The sequence below is a fragment of the Pelomonas parva genome (assembly GCF_043555835.1).
Taxonomy (GTDB): domain Bacteria; phylum Pseudomonadota; class Gammaproteobacteria; order Burkholderiales; family Burkholderiaceae_C; genus Pelomonas; species Pelomonas parva.
Genome location: NZ_JBIGHV010000001.1, coordinates 224,350 through 239,489, shown reverse-complemented (window position 1 = coordinate 239,489; position 15,140 = coordinate 224,350). Strand labels below are relative to the sequence as shown.

General features: G+C 69.0%; 19 protein-coding genes. 15 read left to right on the top strand and 4 right to left on the bottom strand.

Annotated elements, in window-relative coordinates:
* Positions 1-56 precede the first annotated feature (56 nt).
* From ACG00Y_RS00855 to ACG00Y_RS00835, 5 genes are all read left to right on the top strand, one after another.
* Positions 57-1,754: a S10 family peptidase gene (locus ACG00Y_RS00855; RefSeq protein ID WP_394475368.1), complete on the top strand. Its 1,698-nt coding sequence runs from the start codon at positions 57-59 to the stop codon at positions 1,752-1,754.
* Positions 1,751-2,680 (top strand): alpha/beta hydrolase, encoded by a 930-nt coding sequence (locus tag ACG00Y_RS00850; RefSeq protein ID WP_394475367.1) that lies wholly within the window; start codon positions 1,751-1,753, stop codon positions 2,678-2,680. The genes ACG00Y_RS00855 and ACG00Y_RS00850 overlap by 4 nt, the downstream gene beginning before the upstream one ends.
* Positions 2,677-3,534 (top strand): YbgC/FadM family acyl-CoA thioesterase, encoded by an 858-nt coding sequence (locus ACG00Y_RS00845; RefSeq protein WP_394475366.1) that lies wholly within the window; start codon positions 2,677-2,679, stop codon positions 3,532-3,534. The genes ACG00Y_RS00850 and ACG00Y_RS00845 overlap by 4 nt, the downstream gene beginning before the upstream one ends.
* 62 nt (positions 3,535-3,596) lie before the next feature.
* A complete protein-coding gene (locus ACG00Y_RS00840; protein WP_394475365.1) occupies positions 3,597-3,827 on the top strand; it encodes an addiction module protein in 231 nt (76 codons plus the stop codon).
* Positions 3,824-4,120, top strand: coding sequence for a type II toxin-antitoxin system RelE/ParE family toxin (locus ACG00Y_RS00835; protein WP_394475363.1), 297 nt, complete (start codon positions 3,824-3,826; stop codon positions 4,118-4,120). The genes ACG00Y_RS00840 and ACG00Y_RS00835 overlap by 4 nt, the downstream gene beginning before the upstream one ends.
* Here ACG00Y_RS00835 and ACG00Y_RS00830 read toward each other — a convergent pair.
* Entirely contained in the window at positions 4,117-4,365 is a 249-nt protein-coding gene (locus ACG00Y_RS00830) for a DUF4936 family protein (protein WP_394475362.1), read from the bottom strand. The two genes, ACG00Y_RS00835 and ACG00Y_RS00830, sit on opposite strands and share 4 nt — an antisense overlap.
* Positions 4,365-5,243: a CAF17-like 4Fe-4S cluster assembly/insertion protein YgfZ gene (gene ygfZ, locus ACG00Y_RS00825; protein WP_394475361.1), complete on the bottom strand. Its 879-nt coding sequence runs from the start codon at positions 5,241-5,243 to the stop codon at positions 4,365-4,367. Before ygfZ ends, ACG00Y_RS00830 begins: the two co-directional genes overlap by 1 nt.
* Before the next feature lie 46 nt (positions 5,244-5,289).
* Between ygfZ and mltG the strand changes: the two genes are divergently transcribed.
* The 7 genes from mltG (at position 5,290) to ACG00Y_RS00790 (ending at position 10,161) form a co-directional block, all read left to right on the top strand.
* Positions 5,290-6,285: an endolytic transglycosylase MltG gene (gene mltG / locus ACG00Y_RS00820; RefSeq protein ID WP_394475360.1), complete on the top strand. Its 996-nt coding sequence runs from the start codon at positions 5,290-5,292 to the stop codon at positions 6,283-6,285.
* Positions 6,282-6,902, top strand: coding sequence for a dTMP kinase (gene tmk, locus ACG00Y_RS00815; RefSeq protein ID WP_394475359.1), 621 nt, complete (start codon positions 6,282-6,284; stop codon positions 6,900-6,902). The genes mltG and tmk overlap by 4 nt, the downstream gene beginning before the upstream one ends.
* Complete coding sequence (locus ACG00Y_RS00810) at positions 6,896-7,900, top strand: DNA polymerase III subunit delta' (protein ID WP_394475358.1); 1,005 nt, start codon at positions 6,896-6,898, stop codon at positions 7,898-7,900. Before tmk ends, ACG00Y_RS00810 begins: the two co-directional genes overlap by 7 nt.
* Before the next feature lie 39 nt (positions 7,901-7,939).
* On the top strand, positions 7,940-8,389 hold the full coding sequence (locus ACG00Y_RS00805) for a PilZ domain-containing protein (RefSeq protein ID WP_394475357.1): 450 nt from the start codon (positions 7,940-7,942) through the stop codon (positions 8,387-8,389).
* Positions 8,389-9,174: a TatD family hydrolase gene (locus ACG00Y_RS00800; protein WP_394475356.1), complete on the top strand. Its 786-nt coding sequence runs from the start codon at positions 8,389-8,391 to the stop codon at positions 9,172-9,174. The genes ACG00Y_RS00805 and ACG00Y_RS00800 overlap by 1 nt, the downstream gene beginning before the upstream one ends.
* Positions 9,171-9,821 (top strand): ankyrin repeat domain-containing protein, encoded by a 651-nt coding sequence (locus ACG00Y_RS00795; RefSeq protein ID WP_394475355.1) that lies wholly within the window; start codon positions 9,171-9,173, stop codon positions 9,819-9,821. Before ACG00Y_RS00800 ends, ACG00Y_RS00795 begins: the two co-directional genes overlap by 4 nt.
* Positions 9,822-9,936: 115 nt before the next feature.
* Entirely contained in the window at positions 9,937-10,161 is a 225-nt protein-coding gene (locus ACG00Y_RS00790; RefSeq protein WP_394475354.1) for a hypothetical protein, read from the top strand.
* Positions 10,162-10,217: 56 nt separating this feature from the next.
* Here ACG00Y_RS00790 and efp read toward each other — a convergent pair whose 3' ends face one another.
* Both efp and earP read right to left on the bottom strand, forming a co-directional pair.
* The gene (efp, locus tag ACG00Y_RS00785; protein WP_394469582.1) at positions 10,218-10,772 is read right to left on the bottom strand and encodes an elongation factor P; all 555 of its coding nucleotides are present in this window, start codon (positions 10,770-10,772) and stop codon (positions 10,218-10,220) included.
* A 95-nt stretch (positions 10,773-10,867) separates the two neighbouring features.
* Positions 10,868-11,896, bottom strand: coding sequence for an elongation factor P maturation arginine rhamnosyltransferase EarP (gene earP / locus ACG00Y_RS00780; RefSeq protein WP_394475353.1), 1,029 nt, complete (start codon positions 11,894-11,896; stop codon positions 10,868-10,870).
* 23 nt (positions 11,897-11,919) lie between these two features.
* On the opposite strand from earP, the gene uvrC reads away from it, so the two are divergent.
* From uvrC to pgsA, 3 genes are read left to right on the top strand one after another with little or no spacing between them, the layout of a single operon-like run.
* Positions 11,920-13,908: an excinuclease ABC subunit UvrC gene (gene uvrC, locus ACG00Y_RS00775; protein ID WP_394475352.1), complete on the top strand. Its 1,989-nt coding sequence runs from the start codon at positions 11,920-11,922 to the stop codon at positions 13,906-13,908.
* A gap of 39 nt (positions 13,909-13,947) precedes the next feature.
* A complete protein-coding gene (locus ACG00Y_RS00770; protein ID WP_394475351.1) occupies positions 13,948-14,469 on the top strand; it encodes a hypothetical protein in 522 nt (173 codons plus the stop codon).
* Between the two features lie 58 nt (positions 14,470-14,527).
* Positions 14,528-15,094, top strand: coding sequence for a CDP-diacylglycerol--glycerol-3-phosphate 3-phosphatidyltransferase (pgsA, locus tag ACG00Y_RS00765; protein ID WP_394475350.1), 567 nt, complete (start codon positions 14,528-14,530; stop codon positions 15,092-15,094).
* Positions 15,095-15,140 lie beyond the last annotated feature (46 nt).

Here is a 15,140-nt window from a genome sequence, read left to right as displayed (position 1 = left end):
GCGGTCTCCGCAATGTCTTTCCTCATCGTAGTGGCCGGCTGTCTAGACTGGCAGTCATGCGCGCGACTCCACTGACCTGGCTGCTCGTCCTCCTGCTCACGGCCTGCGGCGGCGGTGGGGGAGGTGGGTCATCTGCCCCGCCACCCGTCGGCAACCTGCCCGGCCTGACCGACACGACGGTCTATTCCTCAGCGCCCGAGGCCTCGTTGCCCGGCGCCGTCGAGGCTGCTGCCGTCAGCACGCAGACGCTCACCGCCAACGGCCAGACGCTGAGCTACACCGCCACCGCCGGCCACCTGATCGCGCGCGACGCGGCCGGTGCCGCCCAGGCCTCGGTCTTCTATGTCGCCTACACATTGTCCGGTGCCGATGCCACCACGCGCCCCGTCACCTTCTTCTACAACGGCGGCCCGGGCTCGGCCTCGGTCTGGCTGCAGCTGGGCAGCTTCGGCCCCAAGCGGCTGGTGACCGGCGTGCCCGAGACGACCGCCGCACGGCCCTTCACAATGGTGGACAACGCCGAGCACCTGCTGGGCCAGAGCGACCTCGTCTTCATCAACGCGGTGGGCAGCGGCTACTCGCAGGCCATCGCGCCCTTCACGAACCGCAGCTTCTGGGGCGTGGGCGCCGACGCCGCCTTGTTCCGCGACTTCATCCTGCGCTACCTGGCCGTCTACAACCGCGCCGCTTCGCCCAAATACCTGTTCGGCGAAAGCTACGGCGGCCCGCGCACGGCCGTGCTGGCGCGGCGGCTGCAGGAGGCCGGCGTCATGCTGGACGGCCTGGTGCTGCAGTCGCCGGCCATGGACTACAACAGCAATTGCGCCATCACGACGGGCAAGGGCTGCAACGGCTTCCTGCCGACCTTTGCCGCCGTCGGCGCCTTCCACCGCCTGACGCAGCCGGTGCCCAGCGACCCCGATGCCTGGGCCGCCAACGCGCGCAGTTATGCGGAGCAGGTCTACGCGCCCGCGCTGCAGGCCTTCATCAGCGGCGGCCAGCAGGCGCCCGCGCTGTGGCAGCCGCTGGCCGACCTGACCGGCCTGCCGGTGTCGCGCTGGCAGGCCACGCTCAACGTCAGCGCCGACGACTACCGCCAGTGGCTCATCAGCGGCCAGTTGCTGGGCCGCTACGACGGCCGCATGAAGGCGGCGACGGGCAGCCAGCTCGCCGCCGAGGGTGACCCATCCAGCACCTGGATAGGCGGCAGCTTTGCCCAAGGCATCACCACGCATCTGCGCGACCAGCTCGGCTATCGCAATGCCTCCACCTACGTCATCCTCAGCAACGCCATCCAGCACTGGGACTTCAGCCACGCCGGCCGTGCATTACCTGACACGCTGCCCGACCTGGCCGCAGCACTCACGCAGAACCCGCGTCTGCGCGTGCTGGCCGTGAGCGGCTATCACGACCTGGCCACGCCCTTCCACCTGACCGAGATCGACCTGGCCCGCGTGGACGCCAGCCGCGTGAAGATCCGCAACTACGCGGGCGGCCACATGAGCTACCTGGACGACGCCACCTGCATCGCGCAGTTGGCCGACATGAAGGCCTTCTACGCCAACACGCTGGCCTTGCGCGCCGCAGCAGACCTCGGCCCTGAGCGCCGCACGTTGGAAGCTCGGGCCGTCATCGCCGTTGACCGCGCCGGCACGCCGCAGAAGCCAGGCAGCGTCGCGCCGACGAACGAGCGGGCCTTCCAGGCGCCGCTGCGCGACCCGTGGGTGCCGCCGCAGACAATGCGCGCCCAATGACCTCGCCCACTCGATTGCTGACGCCGCGCATGGCCGGCGTGCTCGAACGCATACGCCGCGCCAACCGGCCGCCCTTCCACAGCCTGACGCCGCGCGAGGCCCGCATCGCCTACCGCATGGGCGCCGAGATCCTCGACCTGCCGCGCGCGCCGCTGCCGCGCGTCGAAGACCTCGAAGCCGCCGGTCGCCCGGCGCGCCTGTACGCGCCCAGCGCGGAGCAGCTGCCCGTGATGCTCTACCTGCACGGCGGCGGCTTCACCATCGGCGACCTGGAGACGCACGACAGCCTGTGCCGCCAGCTCGCCTTGCGCAGTGGCTGTGCCGTGCTGGCGCTGGACTACCGGCTGGCGCCCGAGCACCGCTTTCCGGCCGCCGTCGACGACGCCTGGGCGGCGCTGGCCTGGCTGCATGAGCACGCCGGCTCGCAGGGCCTGGACGGCTCGCGGCTGGCCGTGGGTGGCGACAGCGCGGGCGGCACGCTGGCCGCCGGCACCGCCTTCTTCGCCCGCGACCGCGGCCTGCCGCTGAAGGGGCAATTGCTCATCACGCCCGGTAGCGCCAGCCACGCCGGCACGCCGTCGCATGAGCTGTTCGCCAATGGCTTCCTGCTCGACGCCGCCAGCATCGAGTGGTTCTTCGGGCACTACATCGACCGCCAACAGCGCCACGACTGGCGCTTCGCGCCGCTGGAGGCCGACGACCACGCCGGACTCGCCCCGGCCTGCGTCGTGCTGGCTGAATGCGACCCGCTGGTGGACGAAGGCATTGCCTACGCCGACACGCTGCGCGCCGCCGGTGTGGCCGTGCAGCTGGAGCTGTATCGCGGCGTCACGCACGACTTCATCAAGATGGGCCGCCAGATCCCCGAGGCCATCACCGCCCTCGACGCCTGCGCCGCCGCGATCAGGGATCATCTGCAGCCATGAAACGCCAAGACTTCCGCCACCTCGAACCCCTGCGCGTTCGCTGGGCCGAGATCGACGCCCAGGGCATCGTCTTCAACGGCCATTACCTGACCTACCTCGACACGGCCATGAGCGGCTACTGGCGCGCGCTGGCGCTGCCCTATGCCGACAGCATGAAGCAGCTCGGCGGCGACCTCTTCGTACGCCGGTCCGTGCTGGACTACCTCGGCTCGGCCCGTTACGACGACCGCCTGGACATCGGCGTGCGCTGCCGCGAGTTCGGCAACAGCTCGATGAAGGTCGACGCTGGCGTCTTTCGCGGCGAGCAGTTGCTGGTGCAGGCCGACATGATCTACGTCTTCGCCGAGCCCGCCACGCAGACGCCGCAGCGCGTGCCCGACGCGCTGCGCGATGCCATCCATGGCTTCGAGACCGGCCAGCCGGTCGTCGACGTGGCCGTGGGCAGCTGGCGCGAACTGGGCGACGCGGCCGGGGCCATCCGCCGCGAGGTCTTCATCGAGGAGCAGGGCATCCCGGCCGACATGGAATGGGACGCGGCCGATGCCAGCTGCCTGCACGCGCTGGCCCGCAACCGCTTCGGCAGGCCGCTGGCCACCGGCCGCTTGCTGGAGCATGTCCCCGGCGTCGCCAAGATCGGCCGCATGGCCGTGCTGCGCGCCATGCGAGGCACCCAGATAGGCCGGCAGGTGCTGGACGCGCTGATGGCCGAGGCCAAGAAGCAGGGCTACCGCGAGGTGCTGCTGCATGCGCAGCTGTCGGCGGAGAATTTTTATCTGCGGGCGGGGTTCCAGCGAAGGGGCCAACCGTTTGAAGAGGCGGGCATCGCGCATGTGGAGATGGTGCGCGGCTTGTAGGGACTTCTCTTTCGCTACGCAGGACAATCCCGCCACCCGTTGACCCGCTGCAGGAGGCCGCCATGCCTGATCCCGTTGCCGAACTTGCCGAGCAAGGCCGCAACCTTTCGCCTGAGGACCGGGTGCGACTGCTTGATCTGTTGCTGGAGTCCTTGCAGCCCCTGTCGGCGCAGCTCAGCGATGAAGCCTGGGCTCAGGAGATCGAGCGACGCGTGGCAGCGCACGAGCGAGGCGAAGGCAACTTGCACGAGCTGGACGATGTGATGGCCGAAGCCCGACGGCTGGCCCCTTGAAACCGCTGCGCCTGCGCGGTGAGGCGCGCGCCGAACTGCTGCGGGAAACGGCGTACTACGAAGGCAAACGCGAGGGCACCGGCAAGCGGTTTCGCGAGGCGGTCGCAGCGTCGTTCGACCTGATCCGCCGCTTCCCGATGGGCGGCGCTCCCGGGCCGGCGTCGACACGGCGCACCAAGGTCAAGGGCTTCCCGTTCACCGTGGTCTACCGGGACGAACCGGCCGCCGTTATCGTGTTCGCGATCGCGCCGGACCGGCATCAGCCCGGCTACTGGCTGCCGCGAGCGGATTAACCCAGCATCTCGAACCGTTCCACCTTGCGCTCGCTGGCCAGCCATTGCGCCATCGCCCCCGCCACCTGCGGCTCGCGGTGGCCCCAGCCTTCGGGGTAGATCTCCATCCACGTCCAATGCCCATCGGCATCCGGCTCGGGGCGTTGCAGCAGCTCGATGGGCGCCTCGACGCGGGCTTTGCGGAAGGCGATGAGGGCGGTGTCGACGTTCTCCGTCGCTACGCGGTAGTAGACGTAGAGCTGCATCAGTCTTGGGGAGGAATTTCGTAGGGCAGGGCTCGTGGCTGCAGCGTCGCACCAGCAGCGCTGCCCAGGTGCAGGCTGCCGCTCTCCAGCGTCGCCAGCTTGATCTCCGCAGCGATCAACGAACGACCGTCCCGCGAACCACTGCTGGCGACGACGCCGGCCGGCTGTTCGGGGTCGGCGCTGTGAAAGATCTCCTGGCCCACCGTCGCCGGCGCGTCGGTCTCGAACACCTGCAGCCGGCGCTTCAACGTGCCGCGGTACTGGCTGCGCGCGACGATCTCCTGGCCGGGGTAGCAGCCTTTCTTGAAGCTCACGCCGCCCAGCACCTCGAAGTTGATCATCTGCGGCACAAAGGCCTCGACCGTCGTGCCGCGCACCCAGGCGATGCCGGCCTCGGCTTCGGCCCAGGCCCAGTCGTCGGGCGTGATGGCCTCGCCGGCCGGGCCGGGCGCATCGACCGGCAGGACACGCAGCGCGCGGCCCGTGCCCGGCAGGGCGATCTGCACGGCATCGCCGTCGCGGCTCAAGGTCCAGGCCTCTGCGGTCGGCGCGCCGAGCAGGCCATAGACCGCGAACTCCGCGCTCGCATCGCTCAACTTGCACTTGGCCCGCATGACGAACATGGACAGCCGCTTCAGCGTCGCCGCCAGCGTCTCGGCCGGCAGCGCCAGCAGGATCTCTTCGTCACCACCGCGCCAGCCCACCAGCGTCGCCAGCAGCCGGCCCTTCGCCGTGCAGAAGCCGGCCAGCCGCGCGTGCTCGCGGTCGAGCAGGGCGAAGTCCTGGGTCAGCTGGCTGTGCAGGAAGCTGGCGGCGTCGGCGCCCTGGGCGCGGATGACGCCCCAGTCGGCGAGGCGGAGTTGGGAGGCTTGGGACATGTCCGGAATTATCATCGGCGCCCTTTTGACGGAGCCGGGCAAGGGCATGAAGTGGTTGTTGCGGGCGCTGCTCGTCTTGTTGTTGATCGCGGCGCTGGCCGCAGGCGCGATTTGGCAATGGCTGCGCAGCCCGTTGACGTTGACCGCACCGTCCGTGGAGCTGTCCATCGAACCCGGCACCAACCCGGCCGAGGTCGCCCGCGCCTGGGTGGCTGCCGGCGTGCAGACGGATGCACGCGTCCTCTACCAATGGTTCAAGTGGTCCGGCCAGGCTCGGCAGATCCGCGCCGGCAGCTATGAAGTCCATGCCGGCGTCACGCCGCGCGCGCTGCTCGACAAGATGGTGCGTGGCGACCAGATCCTTGAGCAGTTGCGCCTCATCGAGGGCTGGAACTGGCGCCAGGTGAGGGCGGCTCTCGCTGCCGCGCCATCGCTCAAGGCGAAGACGGCAGCGATGAGCGACGCCGAAATCATGGCCGCTTTGGGCGAGCCCGGCGTCGCACCCGAGGGCCGCTTCTTCCCCGACACCTATGCCTACAGCCGTGGCGTCAGCGACCTGACCGTGCTCAAGCGCGCCCGTGAAGCCATGAGGAAGCGCCTCGCCGACGCCTGGAGCAAGCGCCAGCCCGACCTGCCGCTGAAGTCCGCCGAGGAGGCGCTTATCTTGGCCTCCATCGTCGAGAAGGAGACCGGCACCCCGGCCGACCGCAGTCGCGTTGCTGCCGTATTCGTCAACCGGCTGCGCATAGCCATGCCGCTGCAGACCGACCCCACCGTCATCTACGGCCTGGGCGAGCGCTTCGACGGCAACCTGCGCAAGCGCGACCTGCTGGCCGATACGCCCTTCAACACCTACACGCGCGGCGGCCTGCCGCCCACGCCTATCGCCATGCCCGGCGCGGCCTCGCTGCAGGCGGCGCTGAACCCGGCGCCGGTCAAGTCGCTGTACTTCGTGGCGCGCGGCGACGGCAGCAGCGAGTTCAGCGATGACCTCCCCGCGCACAATCGCGCGGTCAACAAGTACCAGCGCGGCGCTCAGTGAGTTCAGGACGTTTCATCAGCTTCGAGGGCATCGACGGTGCCGGCAAGTCCACCCACATCCAGGCGGTGGCCGACTGGTTTTGCGCCCGAGGTGCGGACGTGCAGCTCAGCCGCGAGCCCGGCGGCACGCCGCTGGCAGAGACGCTGCGCGAGATCGTGCTGAAGCAGCCCATGGGCTCACTGACCGAGGTCTTGCTGATGTTCGCCGGCCGCCGTGACCATGTCGAAACGGTCATCAAGCCCGCGCTGACCGCCGGCAGGACACTGCTCTGCGACCGCTTCACCGACGCCAGCTTTGCCTACCAGGGCGGCGGCCGTGGCCTGCCGCTGTCGGTGCTGAATTCGCTGGCGGACTGGGTGCAAGAGGGCACCGAGCCCGAGCTGACGCTGTGGTTCGACCTCCCCGCCGAGCAAGCCGCCGCCCGCCGTGCCAGCGCCCGCGAGGCCGACCGCATCGAGCAACTGGATCTGGACTTCTTCGGGCGTGTGCGTGCCGGCTACGCCGCCCGCGCGGCCCAGGCGCCGCAGCGCATCGTGCGAGTCGACGCGAGCGGCACGGTCGAGCAGGTGGGCGCTGCGGTGTTGGCCGTGCTTGCCGAGCGCTACCCGGCATGTTGAACGCCGATCTCCCCTGGTTGCAGGCCCCGCTGGCCGATGCGCTGGCCCGTGCCCGCTCGCATGCGTTGCTGGTGCAAGGCCCGGCCGGCGTCGGTCAGCTGGAACTGGCCGTCAAGCTGGCGCAGAGCTGGCTCTGCGAGGCCGCAGCGCCCGGCCAACCCGCCTGCAACCAGTGCCCCAGCTGCAAGCTGTTCGCCAGCGGCACGCATCCCGACTTCCAGCTGCTGCTGCCCGAGGCGCTCGATGCGTCGGCCCGCGAATCGCTCGGCCTGCCGTTCGAGGAGATCGAGACCAAGGCCGGCAAGGCCAAGCCCAGCCGCGAGATCAAGGTGGAGGCGGTACGCAACCTGCTGTCCTTCGCGCAGGCTACATCGGCGCGCGGTCGCGCCAAGGTCGTCGTCATCTTCCCGGCCGAGGCGCTGAACGGCGTCGCCGCCAATGCGCTGCTGAAGACACTGGAGGAACCCTCGGGCCTGCTGCGCTTCGCACTCGCCAGCCATGACAGCGCCGGCCTGTTGCCCACCATCCGCAGCCGTTGCCAACCGCTGCCGCTGGCCTTGCCCGAGCGCGCCGCCGCGCTGGCCTGGCTGGCGTCCAAGGGCGTCGACGGGGCGGAAGGCCTGCTCGATGCCACCGGCGGCCGGCCGCAGCAGGCGCTGGAATGGTCGCAGGCCGGCCTGACCGACGCGGCCTGGCAGGCCATCCCCAAGCGCGTCGCGCGCGGCGAGGTGCAGGCCTTGTCCGACCTGGCGCCACCCCGCGCCATCGACGCCTTGCAGCGCCTGTGCCACGACCTCCTGCGCCGCAGCCATGGCCAGCCGGGCCAGTTCTTTGCGCCGGCCGCGCTGCCGTCGCCCAAACGCGCAGCCCCGCTGCTGACGTGGGATGCGGAACTGCGCCGCGCAGCGCGTCATGCCGATCACCCGCTGAACGCCAGCCTGTGGATCGAGGCGCTGGTGGCGCAGGCCCAGGCGGCGATGTCGGCGTCGTTGCGCTGAGCCTGGCAGCTGCGGTTTCCAGGCTCATACACTCGGGTCATGAGCGACGCCACATCCAAGCAGGGCCCGGCTTCCCTGCAGTTCCAGCCCAGCCAACTCGGTGGTGCGCTGCCGGTGCCCACGGTCAGCGGGTCCGCCAGCAGTTCGCAGGCGCGGCCCAGCGTCATCCAGCTCGTGTTCCGTGAGAAGTCGGCGCTCTACGCGGCCTACATCCCCGCCTTCACTGAGGGTGGCCTGTTCGTGCCGACCACGCGTGACTACAAGCTCGGCGAAGACGTCTATCTGCTGCTCGCCCTGCCCGAGGACAACCAGCGCTACCCCGTCGCCGGCAAGGTCGCTTGGCTGACGCCAGCCAACGCGTCAGGCGGTCGCACCCAGGGCGTGGGCGTGCGCTTCCCCGGCGACGACAAGACGCGGCTGATCCGCGTGCGCATCGAGGAAGTGCTGGGCACGGCGATCTCGTCGAGCAAGCCCACCCAGACGCTCTGATGTTTGTCGATTCGCATTGCCACCTCAGCTTTCCCGAACTGAAGCAAAGGCTCCCCGATATCCTTGTCGACATGCGCAACGCGCAGGTCGAGCAAGCCATCTGCATCTGCACGCAGATGGAGGAATTCGAGACCGTGCACGCGCTGGCGCTTGAGAACGATGTGCTCTGGGCCACCGTTGGCGTGCACCCCGACACCGAGGACATGCGCGAGCCCGACGTGGCGGAGCTGGTGCGGCTGGCGGCGCTGCCGCGCGTCGTCGCCATCGGCGAGACGGGGCTGGACTACTACCGCCTGAACGGCCGCAGCATCGACGACATGGAGTGGCAGCGCGAGCGCTTCCGCACGCACATCCGCGCGGCGAAGCAGGCTGCCAAGCCGCTGGTCATCCACACCCGTTCCAGCGCTGCCGACACGCTGCGCGTGCTGGACGAGGAGGCCGGCGAGCAGGCCGGCGGTGTCTTCCACTGCTTCACCGAGACGGCCGAGGTGGCGCTGGCGGCCGTCGAGCGTGGCTACTACATCTCGTTCTCCGGCATCGTCAGCTTCAAGAATGCGCAGGACCTGCGCGACCTCTTGAAGCTGCTGCCGTTGGACCGCGTGCTGATCGAGACCGACAGCCCGTATCTCGCGCCCGTGCCCTTCCGTGGCAAGACCAACTCGCCAGCCTACGTGCCGCATGTGGCCAAGGCCGTGGCGGATGCCGTCGGCCTGCCGGTGCCCGAGCTGGCCGCCCTCACGACGGCCAACACGCGCCGCCTTTTCAACTTGCCGGAGTCCGCATGAAGGCACTGCTGATTGCCCTTGCCTTGACGGCCGCTGCCGGTGCCCGCGCCGCACCGATTGACGACCTCGTCATGGCTGCGGAGATGAACGACCCGCGCGCGGTCGTCGCACTGCTGCTGAAGGGCGTGGACCCCAACCTGGCGGATTCCCGCGGCCGCACGGCGTTGTTCACCGCCGTGCGCGAAGGCTCGCAGCGGGCGCTTGACAGCCTGCTGGTGGCGCCGCAACTGCAGGTGGACACCGTCAACGCCGATGGTGAGACGCCCTTGATGATTGCGGCCATCCGTGGCTCGCTGCCGGCGGTCCAGGCGCTGGTCAAGCGCGGCGCTGCCGTCAACCGCAAGGGCTGGACGCCGCTGCACTACGCCTGCAGCGGGCCGGACAACGGCGTCGCCGCCTTCCTCATCGCCCAGGGTGCCGAGCTGAACGCCCGCTCCGAGAACGGCACGACGCCGCTGATGATGGCCGCCCGCTACGGCAATGCCGACGTGGTGCCGATGCTGCTGAAGGCCGGTGCCGAGCCTCGTGCGGCCAACGAGCAGGAGTTGACGGCAGCCGACTTCGCCCAGCGCAGCGGCCGCGACAAGATTGCTGCGGAGCTGCGCCGCGCGATGGCCGAGCGCCAGCGCGTGGCCGCCGAGAAGTAGTTCACGCCGCAAAGGGCGTGTAAGGCAAAGTCTTACAGCCCCTAGCGCGCTGTGCCGACTGTTGCGAAAAGAGGGGTCTGCCTACAGTGGACCCATCGTCAACAGGAGGCTCACCATGCTGTCCACCACCCCGAATCTGGCTGATCCGTTCGCCATGCTGCTCGCACCCGAGCAAGTCATGGACGCCATCGGGCGCTCCGACCGCCTGGCCCGCCTGCAGCGCCGCGTCTACCGGCCGCTGGACCGGCCGTGGATTCCGATCAAGGCCAGCGCCGACTTCGACAGCGAGATCGACGCCGAGCTGGAAATCGACATCCCCGACCTCTCCGACGACGCCTGACAAAGCAAAACGCCCGCGCAAAGCGGGCGTTTCGTTTTGGCGAGACCGGAGAGGCGTTAGACGCGCTTGCGGTACTCGTGCGTGCGGGTGTCGATTTCGATCTTGTCGCCGTTCTCGACGAACAGCGGCACGTTGATCTCGAAGCCGGTGCCCTTCAGGCGGGCGGGCTTCATGACCTTGCCCGAGGTGTCGCCCTTGACGGCCGGCTCGGTCTCGATCTCGCGCACGACGCTGGTGGGCAGTTCGATGGAGATGGCCTTGCCGTCGTAGAAGGTCACTTCCGCGGCCATGCCGTCTTCCAGGTAGGAGATGCCGTCGCCCATGTTCTCGGACTCGACTTCGTACTGGTTGTACTCGGTGTCCATGAAGACGTACATCGGGTCGGCGAAGTAGGAGTAGGTGCACTCCTTCTTGTCGAGGATGATCTGCTCCATCTTGTCGTCGGCCTTGAAGACCAGCTCGGCGCCAGAGCCGTTCAGCAGGTTCTTCATCTTGATGCGCACGGTGGCGGCACCACGGCCACCGCGGCTGTATTCAGTCTTCAGCACGACCATCGGGTCCTTGCCTTGCATGATCACGTTGCCGGCGCGGATTTCTTGTGCGAGTTTCATGGTGTGTTGCGAAGTTGGGGGCTGGCGGTGCCAGCTGGTGAACCGTTGCAGCGCACCAGATTCCGTCTCGGCTTGGCGCGGCAAAGCCCGACATTCTAGCGGAAAGCCCCCAGGAACCAGAGAAGCTGGCTGAGCAGGTCGGGTTGAGTCGCCAACTGCGCACGCCAGGCCGGTGCGTGAGCTGTGGCGTCGGTCAGGCCTTCGGGCCGTGCCGGCAGTGCACCGAGGCCGTTCCAGCCGCGCCAGACCGCGCGCCAGGCGTCGGGCAGGTCGGCGCGGGCCATGAAGGCCTCGAGCTTGGCGTAGTGGGCGTTGTCGTCCTGCGGGTAGATCTGCCAGACAAAGGGCTTGCCGGCCCACTGCGCGCGCACAAACGAATCCTCGCCGCGGACGAAATTCAGGTCGCACGCCCACAGCAGCCGGTCGTAGTCGTCCTGGGCGAGATAGGGCAGGGCGACCGTGCGCAGGCCCGGGCGATCGGCGATCTGCGCCTGCAACGGTCCCGGGCAGGCCAGCAGCAGTGTGGGTTGATCGGCGAGTGCATTCAGCAGCGGCGGCAGGGCCTGATTGGCGTAGGCGAACAGGCTGACGACACGCTCGCCGGGCTGCGGCGCCCAGCCATGCGCGGCCAGCCAGGCCGGCCCGTCGAACGCAGCGATGCGCTCCAGCAGGCCCGGTTCGCGCAGCAGCCCACCGGTGCGCGGCGTGAAGCCGGGGTAGAAGAAGTGCTTGGTCAGGCCCGCGCCAGGGCCGCTGAACTGCGGCGAGGCCAGGCCGTGGCTGCGCTCGACGTAGTCCTCGGCGCTGAGGTATTCCAGGTTGATCCAGCGCGGCACCGGCTGCCGCGCGGCCATGCGGGCGACAAAGGCGGGGGGGAGGTCGCAGCCGAAGGCTTCGATGACGACGTCGCCCGGCTGCACGTCCACGTCGCCCATCGGCCATACACAAACGTCGATGCCGCCGGGCCGCTCTGGCGCCATCCAACCCAGCGCCGTCGCGTCGTCGATCCACAGCCTGGCGCGCTCACCGCGTGCCGCCAGATCACGCGCCAGCCGCCAGCAGACGCCGAGGTCGCCGTGGTTGTCGATGACGCGGCAGAAGATGTCCCAGAGCATGGACCTCATTGTCCCAGGCCAGAATCTCGCCAATGTCCAGCACGCCTCCTTCCCCCGCCGACCTCGGCGAGCAAGCCCCCGCCGAGCGCGCCGTCATCGAAGCCGCCGAGAAGCAACGCGCCGCCGATCTGGAGGCCGCCGCCCGCGAGACGCGCGAGAAGCTGCTGATCGAGGTCAATGCGCTGCCGGCCATGCCGGGCGTCTATCGCTACTTCGACGCCAAGGGCGAGGTGCTCTACGTCGGCAAGGCCAGGGAGCTGAAGAAGCGCGTCTCCAGCTACTTCCAGAAAAACCACGGCGGCACGCGCATCGGCGTCATGGTCTCGCGCATCGCGCGCATGGAGACCACGGTCGTGCGTACCGAGGCCGAGGCGCTGCTGCTGGAGAACAACCTCATCAAGACGTTGAACCCGCGCTTCAACATCCTGTTCCGCGACGACAAGAGCTACCCCTACCTGAAGATCACCGCGCACGCCTGGCCGCGCATGGCCTACTACCGCGGCGCGGTGGACAAGCGGCACCAGTACTTCGGCCCCTTCCCCAGTGCCTGGGCGGTGAAGGAGTCCATCCAGCTGATGCAGAAGGTGTTCAAGCTGCGCACCTGCGAGGACAGCGTCTTCAACAACCGCAGCCGGCCCTGCCTCTTGCACCAGATCAAGCGCTGTTCGGCCCCCTGCGTGCCACTCGGCCAGACGCCGGAATACGAGCGCGACGTGCGCAGCGCCGAGCGCTTCCTGCGCGGTGAGACCGATGCGGTGCTGGCAGCGCTGCAGGAGCAGATGGGCGCCTACGCCGAGCGCTTCCAGTACGAGCTGGCCGCCGAAGTGCGAAACCAGATCCAGGCGCTGTCCAAGGTGCTGCAGCAGCAGGTCATGGAAGAAAGCAGCGCCACCGGCGGCGAACGCGACGTGGATGTGCTGGCCGTCAAGGTGCAGGGCGGCAAGGCCTGCGTGAACCTGGCCATGGTGCGCGGCGGCCGGCATCTGGGCGACCGGGCGTTCTTTCCCAAGCATGTCGACGACGCGACGGCCATCCAGCTGGACGACGAAGCGCGGCTTTCGCCCGAGCGGCTGGTGCTGGAGGCTTTCATGGCCCAGCACTACCTGGCGTCGCCGGTGCCTGGCCTCATCGTCGTCAGCGACCCCGTCGAGGCCAGCCTTGCCGATGCGCTGAGCACGCAGGCCGGCAGCCGTGTCACCGTGCAGGCCCAACCGCGCGGCCAGCGGCGCATCTGGCTGGAGATGTGCGTCAAGGGCGCCGAGCTGGCGCTGGCGCGGCTCTTGGCCGAGGAGGGCTCGCAGCAGGCGCGCACGCGGGCGCTGGTCGATGCGCTGGACCTGTCCGTCGCCGAGATCGACAAGTTCCGCGTCGAGTGCTTCGACATCAGCCACACGGCCGGCGAGGCGACGATGGCGAGCTGCGTCGTCTTCGAGAGCCACCAGATGCAGAGCAGCCAGTACCGTCGTTACAACATTGAGGGCATCACAGGCGGCGACGACTATGCCGCCATGCGCCAGGTGCTGACGCGCCGCTACGCCAAGATGGCCGAGGCCGCCCAGCTCGGCACGGGGCGCCTGCCTGACCTGGTGCTGGTGGACGGCGGTCGCGGCCAGGTCAGCATGGCGCGCGAGGTCTTCGAGGAGCTGGGACTGGACCTGAGCTTGATCGCCGGCGTCGAGAAGGGCGAGGGCCGCAAGGTCGGGCTGGAGGAGCTGGTGTTCGCCGACGGCCGCGAGAAGGTCTACCTGGGCCGCGACTCCGCCGCGCTGATGCTGATCGCGCAGATCCGCGACGAGGCCCATCGCTTTGCCATCACCGGCATGCGCGCCAAGCGTGCGGCCACGCGTACCGGCGGCTCGCGGCTGGAGGACGTGCCCGGCGTGGGCCCCAAGAAGCGCTCGCAGCTGCTGCAGCGCTTTGGTGGTGTGCGCGGTGTGGCGGGCGCCAGCGTCGACGAGTTGTGCAGCGTGAAAGGCATCTCACGCGAGCTAGCCGAAGATATCTACCGCGCGCTGCACTGAATGCAAGATCGCGACAAGAACAGACTCGGAGGAGAAACCATGGACCGCATCAAACGCGCCGCTTGCTGGCTGATTGCACCCTTCCTGGCCGCCTGTGGCGCCGCGCCTCGTGCACCGGCTCCCGCCCCGGCGCAGCCGGCGCCCGCGCCCGTTGCTGCCCCGGCAGCCGTGCCTGCACCCGCCCCGCAACCCCCGGCCACGCTGCACAAGCCCCAGGGCATGCCGGCGCCCAAGCCGGTACGCACCCATGAGGAGTTGCGTCGCCAGGCGGCGCAGCGTCTCGTCATGGCCAACCCGGAGCGCAGCTACATGACGCCGGCGCCTTCGCACCTGCTGACCGTCGTCGTGCTGGACGTGGAGGTGAAGGCCGACGGCAGCGTGCGCAAGATCAACGTCCTGCGCCCGCCCAGGTTCGGCCCCGAGACATTGCAGATGGCCATCGACGCCGTGCACCGCGCCGCCCCCTTCGGTGACGTGCGCCGCATGCCCGAGCCCTGGCGATTCACCGAAACCTTCCTCTTCGACGAGAACCGCCGCTTCAAGCCGCGCAGCCTCGATTGAGGGTTCGCCACCACAACCTAGCCGTGGCGATGCCCCTGGGTTGTGCACAATCGCCCGCATGTTCTGGACGCTACCGACTCTGTTGACCTGGGCCCGCATCGTGGCCATCCCGCTGATCGTCGGCGTGTTCTACCTGGAGCTGCAGCCCTCCCAACAGAACCTGTTCGCGACCAGCCTGTTCATCGTCGTCGCGCTGACCGACTGGCTGGACGGCTACCTCGCCCGCAAGCTCAACCAGACCTCGTCCTTCGGCGCCTTCCTCGACCCGGTGGCCGACAAGTTCCTGGTCTGCTCGGCGTTGCTCATCCTGCTGGAGCTGGGCCGCGTCAACGCCTTCGTTGCGCTCGTCATCGTCGGCCGCGAGATCGCCATCTCGGCGCTGCGCGAGTGGATGGCGCAGATCGGCGCCTCGCGCAGCGTCGCCGTCCACATGGTGGGCAAGCTCAAGACGACGGTGCAGATGGTGGCCATCCCCTTCCTTCTGTACGACGGCACGCTGTTCGGCGTCATCCCGACACGGCTCTGGGGCACCTGGCTGGTCTATGCCGCCGTCGTGCTGACCATCTGGTCGATGGTCTATTACCTGCAGAAGGCCTTGCCGGAGATCCGGGCCAAGGCGCGTTGAGACGCTCGCTCGGACGCTGTCCGCCAGCTTGCGCGACAACGAGTTG